Annotated in this window: 9 protein-coding genes; 6 read left to right on the forward strand and 3 right to left on the reverse strand. The window is 50.3% G+C overall.

What is annotated here, in order from left to right:
- Positions 1 to 1,379: hypothetical protein (locus tag AC1HCM_RS04480; RefSeq protein ID WP_479460580.1), on the reverse strand; the 1,379-nt coding region annotated here is incomplete at its 3' end.
- On the reverse strand, positions 1,357 to 1,959 hold the full coding sequence (locus AC1HCM_RS04485; RefSeq protein WP_479460581.1) for a TetR/AcrR family transcriptional regulator: 603 nt from the start codon (positions 1,957 to 1,959) through the stop codon (positions 1,357 to 1,359). The genes AC1HCM_RS04485 and AC1HCM_RS04480, both read right to left, overlap by 23 nt.
- Positions 1,960 to 2,059: 100 nt before the next feature.
- On the opposite strand from AC1HCM_RS04485, the gene xth reads away from it, so the two are divergent.
- Genes xth through AC1HCM_RS04500 form a run of 3 tightly spaced genes read left to right on the forward strand, consistent with a single transcriptional unit; the run spans position 2,060 to position 3,515 of the window.
- Entirely contained in the window at positions 2,060 to 2,836 is a 777-nt protein-coding gene (gene xth, locus AC1HCM_RS04490) for an exodeoxyribonuclease III (protein WP_479460582.1), read from the forward strand.
- Positions 2,833 to 3,252: an EamA family transporter gene (locus tag AC1HCM_RS04495; RefSeq protein WP_479460583.1), complete on the forward strand. Its 420-nt coding sequence runs from the start codon at positions 2,833 to 2,835 to the stop codon at positions 3,250 to 3,252. The genes xth and AC1HCM_RS04495 overlap by 4 nt, the downstream gene beginning before the upstream one ends.
- The gene (locus AC1HCM_RS04500) at positions 3,249 to 3,515 is read left to right on the forward strand and encodes a hypothetical protein (protein ID WP_479460584.1); all 267 of its coding nucleotides are present in this window, start codon (positions 3,249 to 3,251) and stop codon (positions 3,513 to 3,515) included. The genes AC1HCM_RS04495 and AC1HCM_RS04500 overlap by 4 nt, the downstream gene beginning before the upstream one ends.
- Here the strand turns inward: AC1HCM_RS04500 and AC1HCM_RS04505 are convergent.
- Complete coding sequence (locus tag AC1HCM_RS04505; RefSeq protein WP_479460585.1) at positions 3,508 to 4,587, reverse strand: hypothetical protein; 1,080 nt, start codon at positions 4,585 to 4,587, stop codon at positions 3,508 to 3,510. The genes AC1HCM_RS04500 and AC1HCM_RS04505 overlap by 8 nt on opposite strands.
- Before the next feature lie 57 nt (positions 4,588 to 4,644).
- Here AC1HCM_RS04505 and panB point away from each other — a divergent pair, with 57 nt between their 5' ends.
- The 3 genes from panB to AC1HCM_RS04520 form a co-directional block, all read left to right on the forward strand.
- Complete coding sequence (gene panB / locus AC1HCM_RS04510) at positions 4,645 to 5,448, forward strand: 3-methyl-2-oxobutanoate hydroxymethyltransferase (protein ID WP_479460586.1); 804 nt, start codon at positions 4,645 to 4,647, stop codon at positions 5,446 to 5,448.
- The gene (locus AC1HCM_RS04515; protein ID WP_479460587.1) at positions 5,438 to 7,135 is read left to right on the forward strand and encodes a GspE/PulE family protein; all 1,698 of its coding nucleotides are present in this window, start codon (positions 5,438 to 5,440) and stop codon (positions 7,133 to 7,135) included. The genes panB and AC1HCM_RS04515 overlap by 11 nt, the downstream gene beginning before the upstream one ends.
- On the forward strand, positions 7,132 to 7,763 hold a 632-nt coding region (locus AC1HCM_RS04520; RefSeq protein ID WP_479460588.1), incomplete at its 3' end, for a DUF3108 domain-containing protein. The genes AC1HCM_RS04515 and AC1HCM_RS04520, both read left to right, overlap by 4 nt.

Here is a 7,763-nt window from a genome sequence, read left to right on the forward strand (position 1 = left end):
CTTATATCCTCTTCCGTTAGCTTTGTCTTCTCAAGAACCTCTTCGTACTCCCTCTGTGCTCTCTTCTTTGCTTCTGTAAGTATCATCTGGCACCTTGAGAGGGCGTGAACCTCGGCGTCTCCCTTTATCTCAATCGGTGCGTAAAGAAGGTCTGGATACTTGCCAAGAACCGCCTGCATGGCTCCTATGGACATTGTGTTGGGCATGCACCCGTAGGGGGAGAGCTCACAGACCATGTGGGCATGTTTGTTGAGGTAGGCGTAGAGAGCCTTTCCGATGAGCATGTGTCCCTCTCCTCCCGCAAGCCTGAAGTGGAAGTAGGGCTTTGCAAGGCGTCTTAGCTCCTCCTGAGGCGGGAGAGGATTGGGTATGTTGTTCAGGGCTTTTCTGAGCCTGTTGTATGTATAGTGGTAGAGTCCTATTATCAGCTTGAGGACGCCTTTCTTGAGCCAGTACTTCTCAAGGAACTCTTTCCCTTCCTCCATCTTCCAGAGCTCCATGTGCATCAGGTAGTCCATCCACACCGCTATCGGAGGCGGTATGACCTCGGCACCTTCCTGCTCAAGCCACCTCTTTATGTTGTAGTTCCCGTCACCTTCGTGGGTCTGGAGCCAGAACTCCCCCGTGATCTTGACCCTCGGCTTTACTCGTAGCCTGTCAACCTCTACCTCGTCCCAGAGCCTTTTTGCCTCCCTGAGGGCATTCACAAAGTAAGGTGTTGTTATGTGCCAGAGAAGGGAGCCCCACTTTTCACCGCGAAGCGGTCTCTTCTTGAACTTCTCATATAAAAGCTCAAGGCTCTCTTTGAGAACCTCTTCGGTCTTTCCGGGGACGGTCTCGTAGGGGCGGGTGGCGTACTCCATGTCCGTGAGCAGGTCTCCGATGAACATCGCATAGACAAGCCCGAAGGTCAGGGGCATCGTTATCTCAAGACCGCCCTCACTTTGCTCCATCTGCATCAGGTCAAGGAGAAAGAGCCTAAAGTCCTTCATCTCAAGGTTCTCAAGCACCCTCTCGTAGGACTCGTGGTACTGACCGAACCTGCAGGGTCCGCAGGCACCCACGGTAACGAATATGTACCTATCCTTTACATCTTCTCCCTCCTCTTCCTTCCTCTCTTTCAGAAATCTCGCAAGGTTCCCCGCAGTGAAGGTTGTAGGACAGCAGGCTCCCGTGTCTATCAGCTCCTTTCCTATGTCAAGGTCCTTTCTCTCTATGTTTGGAAGGGGCATCGCCTTGTAGCCCATATTCTCAAGGGCTCCCTGTATGAGCCTCTCATGTTTGAAAGTAAGCCCTCCGTATGTTAGGGTTACCTTTTCCCTTTCCTCCCTTCGGAAGGGTCTCGGTCTATATGCCCTATAGTGCTGAACTGCCTCCATGGCTCTCACCTCCCGCTCTTTTTCTCCAGACTCCCCTTATCCCAAGCTCTATAATGTCTCTGGCTACTCTGTTTGTATCAACATCCTCTCTATCAAGAAGTCCAGAGATGACCTCCTTCAGCGCTCCCACAACAGCCCTCGCCAAGAGCTCCGTATCGCACTCCCTAAGAATCCCTAAGGCTATTCCCTTTTCTAAGGAGCTCCTTATAAGGCTCACGATCTCTTCAAAGAACTCGTTTATAAGGCTGAAGAGCTCTGGATCACTGTTTCTCAGAAGCACTATCTTCGCAAGCTCCCTTTCCTCAAGGGCGAACTCTATTACCCTCTCAACGTTCTCCACGACCTGCTCAATAGGGTCCTCCTGAAGACTGACAACCCTTATCCTCTCCTTGAGCTCCTCAACCACCTCCCTCAGGAGCTCCCTGAATATCTCCTCCTTGCTCTTGAAGTAAAGATAAAAGGTTCCCCTTGCCACTCCCGCCTCATCAATTATGTGGGCTATCTGGGCGTTGTGGTATCCCCTCTCTGAGAACACCCTCTTGGCAGCCTCTATTAGCCTCCCCCTTGTCTGAACTGACATGTCAGTCTAATTTTGAAGTCCATCGGGCTGGACATTTATGACGTCCATCATCAAAAATGGGAATTTCAGCTCAGTGGATATTCTCTTATAATTAGCGAGGATGAAGATAGCTACCTACAACGTAAACTCAATAAGGGCAAGGAAGGAGCTGGTTCTCAGCTGGCTTGAAAGGGAGCCTGTGGATGTCCTCTGCCTTCAGGAGCTAAAGCAGGAAGAGAAGAACTTCCCCTACGAAGATTTTGAAAGGCTCGGCTACAGGTGTGAGGTCTTTGCCCAAAAGACTTACAATGGAGTCTGTATATGTACGAGGCTCCCGATGGAAAATGTCAGGAAGGGCTTTGGTGATGAGTACTTTGACCAGCAGAAGAGGATAATAAGCGCTGTCATAAAGGGTATAACGGTCATAAACGTTTACGCTCCCCACGGGGATGTGCGAGGTACGGAGAAGTTCTACTACAAGCTTGAGTTCTACGACAAGCTCCTATCTTACCTTAAGGAGAACTACAGCCCTGAGGAGCCAATCTGTATGGTTGGCGACTTAAACGTTGCGAGGGAAGATATAGACGTCTATGATCCGGAGATACTGAGGGATACCATAGGCACTATGAAGGAAGAGAGGGAGGCTTTTGAAAGGATTCTCTCCTGGGGATTTATAGACGCCTTTAGGTACCTATACCCCGACAAGGTCCAGTTCACGTGGTGGGATTACATTGGGGGAATGATCTGGAAAAACATGGGTATGAGGATTGACTACATCCTCATAACTGAACCCCTGAAGGACAAGCTGAAGGATGTGTACGTTGACCTGTGGCCTCGTAAGAGAAGGAAGCCCAAACCCTCAGACCACGCACCGGTGATAGGGGTCTTTGAGCTGTGAAGGCTGTGGTATTTGCCCTTCTCTCAGCACTCGTCTGGGGGACCGCACCCCTCATATTCAAGCTCGGTCTCAGGGGGGAGATACCCCCTCTCGTGGGAATATTCTTCCACAACCTCACCGCCGCCCTCTTTGCCCTCCTTTCCATGCTCCTGCTCAGGGAAGGCTTCAGCTACCCGCTCAGGGATATAGCTGTGATATCCTTTGGTGGCTTTGTCTCCGGTTTCCTCGGACTCTTGCTCTATTACAAGGCTATAAAGGTAGGTGAGGTCTCGGTGGTTGCTCCCATAGTGGCAAGCTCTCCTCTATGGGCAAGCCTTTTCGCCTTCATGCTCCTTGGGGAGAGCTTTACTCTGCAAAAGTTTGTGGGAGCCCTTCTCGTAGTTCTCGGTGTTATCCTTATAACCATCTCAAGATGAGAGTCCTTGTAGCGACCCTCCTCCTGCTCCTCGGTATCCTCGGTATACTCCTGCCGGTCCTGCCGGGCATACCTTTCCTCATAGCCTTCCTTTACGCCGCCGGCTTCCTTAAAAGGGATAGCTTCCTGAAATTTCTGAAGAGATACCAGGGAGAGAGGGGAAGCTTCCAGAGGAAGTTGGTAAGCTGTGTCCTGATAAAGCTGGTTTACAGGAGGAATATTGTAAAAAAGGGGGGATACCCCCCCCGGCAGTTGATTACTTGATTTCCTTGAGAGCTCCTATTTCCAGATAAGTCCCTCCTGTGTTTATTGCCATGTAATATCCGTCAACCGTATCAAGCATAACGTAGTAGCTTTGACCCTTATTATTCTTTGCACATATAACCCCATTATATGAAACACCTGAACAAGCCTTATCCAGAGCCAGAGTCCCGTTAATATTTCCACACGAAGGCGAAGAAGAACTCCATTGGTATTTCCAGCCTGATCCATCATTGGAAACGGTCACTGTTGCAGGACACAGTTCCGAAATACCTGTGCCCAGGGTCTCAAAGGTATAGGTTTTGCTTGGGTCCAATTCAGTAGAGTATGCCTTTTTCTCAAGCCCTATACCAACTCCAGAACCGTCGGTATGGTCAACTACGAATCCAGCCCTGCTGGTGCCCGGTTTTGCGATTACGTACTGTGTAGGGCTGCTACCGTCCCAATTGGCACAATCACTTGTTATATTTGTTGTCGCAAGGAGCCTGTTGTTTTGTGAGTCAAGCTTCCAGCATCCTGTTCCTGAGCTCCCAGATAGGCAGGAGTAGTCAAAAGTACCAGAAGTGTCAGTGCTGGTACCGTTAATTTTTATCTCACATCCATCAACAACCCCACTTGTTCTTATATCCACATAAACGAAGGTTTTGCCAATTATACTGCTTATGTCTGAAATCTCCCTTAGACCAACAACTATGGCATTCCTTGTATTACCGTCCTTATCTAGGATACCTGGCACATAAGCTAACCCTATGTTGCCCGAGAGGAATATACCAACGCTCCCGTCTGTTGACTTCCAGAAGTGGGTGTCTGAGCCTGCTCCAGAAACCATGGGTTCAATTTCAAGAGAACCCTGTTTTTGTACAAAGACAGCACCATTCAAGTTGTAGCTCAGGGTTGTCCCGCTTACAGTAAACGTGGCAAAGTCGCCGGCTGTTGCCGCTCCGGTGTAAGTCCCCTGGAGACTCTGGGATGGCTCGGTTTGGGTCGTAGTAGTACTGTCGCTTCCACCTCCTCCTCCGCAAGAGATCAACACAGACAGGCTCACCAGTCCGGACATCAGAATGGCTTTCCTCATGCTACACACCCTCCTTGTAAAATTTGTTTACAGTATTTTAACTGTAAAATAAAACCGATGCCAAAGGTAACGATAAGGAGTCTTAGAAAGAGGAAAGAGAGGGGAGAGAAGATAACTATGGTATCAACCTACGACTACATATCCGCCAAGCTGTGTGAGGAAGCAGGCATAGACGTTATACTCGTGGGAGACTCCCTCGGGATGGTTTTTCAGGGGCAGGAGACCACCCTCCCCGTTACCATTGAGGAGATGATATACCACACGAAGGCTGTCAGAAGGGGAGCTCCCAACTCCTTCGTCGTGGTTGATATGCCCTTTTTGAGCTATCAGGTATCCGTTGAGGAGGGTATAAGGAACTGCGGAAGGGTGATAAAGGAGACCGGTGCTCAGGCGGTTAAGCTGGAGGGGGGTGAGAGGGTCGCTGAGCTCGTGAGCAGGCTCACGGACATGGGAGTGCCCGTTGTCGGGCATCTCGGCTTTACTCCCCAGTCGGTTCATGCCACAGGAGGACCAAAGGTCTTTGGAAGGGACGAGTCGGAAGCCGAGATCCTTCAGAAGGACTTCAAGGCGCTTGAAAACGCTGGGGCTTTCATGGTTGTCCTTGAGAGTGTTCCCACCGAGCTTGCCAAAGAGTTGACAGAGGGCTCGGAGGTCATAACTATAGGAATAGGTGCGGGGAAGTACTGCGATGGGCAGGTGCTTGTCTTTCACGATATCGTTGGTCTTTACGAGGAGGTAAAGCCGAAGTTCGTGCGCAGGTATGTGGAAGGAGCTAAGATATTTAGAGAGGCACTTATGAAGTTCAGGGAGGACGTTGAGAGGGGAGATTTCCCCTCTGAAGAGGAGAGTTATGGAACGTGAGAAGATACTCAACCTCCTTTACAAATCGGGCTACTTAAAGGATGAGGATATAAAGAAGGTCCTCAGTGAGAAGAAGGAGGATGAGGACATATTTCAGGCACTCCTGAGGCTCGGTATCCTTACCGAAAAGGACATAATGAATTTCTTCCAAAGCATACTGCCCCAGAAGGTCTGGAAGGAGGAGATAGAGGAGCTCCAGGTTCCTTCCCACATACTCAACTCAATCCCTCAGGACTTCATGAGAAAGTACAAGGTCGTTCCCATAAAGTACGAGAAGGGAAAGCTCCACGTTCTCATGCTGAACCCACTTAACCAGAACCTTATAAACGAGCTCAGGTTCTACACAAAGGCTCAGAGTATAGTCCCCTACTTCGCTCCCCTCTCCACCATAGAGAAGGTGCTTGACAAGCAGTTTCCCCAGCTGGGAGATGTCCTCAGCGAGATTGAGGATACGGAGGTGGAGATAGAAGAAGAGGAGAAGGATGTCCCTGTTGAGCAGTTGATGCATGCAACGGAAGAGGCTCCCATAGTCAAGCTGGCGAACGGGCTCATATACGAGGCGGTCAGGATGGGTGCTTCCGACATCCATATAGAGCCCTTTGAGAAGAAGGTAAACGTCCGCTACAGGGTGGACGGGGTTCTCAGGATATACCACAAGCTCCCCGTGAACATAAAGGACAGCCTCGTTGCCAGGTACAAGATAATGGCAAACCTTGACATAGCGGAGAAGAGGAAGCCCCAAGATGGAAGGATAAGGATAAGGATAGACAAAAAGAAGATAGACCTGAGGGTCTCAACGGTGCCCACCGTCTACGGTGAGAAGGTCGTTATGAGGATACAGGAGGCTGAAAAGTACCTCAACGTGAAGCTTGAAGACCTCGGCTTTGAGCCCGACGACTTGGATAAGTTCAGGAAGGCTATCTGGAAGCCCTGGGGGATGATACTCGTCACTGGTCCTACAGGTTCTGGTAAGACAACCACCCTATATTCAGCCCTCATGGAGAGAAACCACCCCGATGTGAACATAATGACCGCCGAAGACCCCGTTGAGGTCTCCATTCCGGGTATAAACCAGGTACAGGTAAACGAGAGGATAGGGCTGACCTTCTCTAACGTCCTGAGGGCATTCCTGAGGCAGGACCCTGATATAATCCTTGTGGGTGAGATAAGGGACTTTGAGACGGCGGACATAGCGATAAGGGCTTCCCTCACGGGACACCTCGTCTTCTCAACCCTTCACACCAACGATGCACCCACTACAGTCACCCGACTGACGGATATGGGAATTGAGCCCTTCCTGGTGGGTTCTTCCCTGATACTCATAGTTGCCCAGAGGCTCATAAGAAAGCTCTGTCCTGAGTGTAAGGTTCCCCACGATATACCTAAGGAAGCCCTTCTGAGGATGGGGCTTATAAACTCAATGGACGAGGATATAGTGATCTACAAGGCGAGCGAGAAGGGGTGTGCTACCTGCAACAACACAGGCTACAAGGGAAGGACCGCAGTCCATGAGATCATGGAGATAGACGACGAGCTCAGGAAGCTGATAATAAAGGGCGGGACTGCGGACGACCTGAGGGAGCTTGCTAAGAAGAAGGGGATGAGAACCCTCTACGAGTCCGGGCTCATCAAGGTCAAGAAGGGTATAACCTCCCTTGAGGAGGTGAACAGAGTTCTTATGCAATGAAGCTACTCCTCCTTATCCTCCTTCTGCCAACTTTAATCCTTTCAAGGGAGCTTGAGACCTGCTACAGGGTGTACTTCTGGTTCTTACCCGTAGCGGAGAGCTGTGTTGAGTACTCCCAGAAGGGCAAAACCGTTCGTATAAGGTCCTGGGCAAAGACCGTAGTTGTGGGCAGGCTTGTGAAGAGGGTAAACAGCTGGGGGGAGGCAACCCTAATTGATCTCAAGCCAAGCACCTTTTCCCTGTACCAGCGGGAGGGAAGCTATATAAGGGACCACATCTACATATTTGAGAAGCGGGGAATAAGCTACAGGATAGTGAGGTACAAGAGGGACAAGGAGGAGGTAAAGGAGGGTTTTTACGAGAGCTCTGTCTATCTCTTTGACCCCTTCTCCACCTCTTTCATGGTCTATGTAGATACTCCCAACTATGGAGGAGGCTTTATAAAGGTCTTTTATGACGGTAAGGAGCAGAGCGTTCGCTACAGGACGGTGGGAGAGGAAAAGGTAGAGGTATCGGGTAAGGTTTACAGGGCTTGGAAGGTGCTCTTGCTCCCGGATATAGAGACAAAAGGGCTCCTGAAGCCGAAGGGGGAGTGGTACGTCTGGGTTGACAAGGACACAAACATCCC

This window comes from Hydrogenivirga sp., assembly GCF_056450045.1.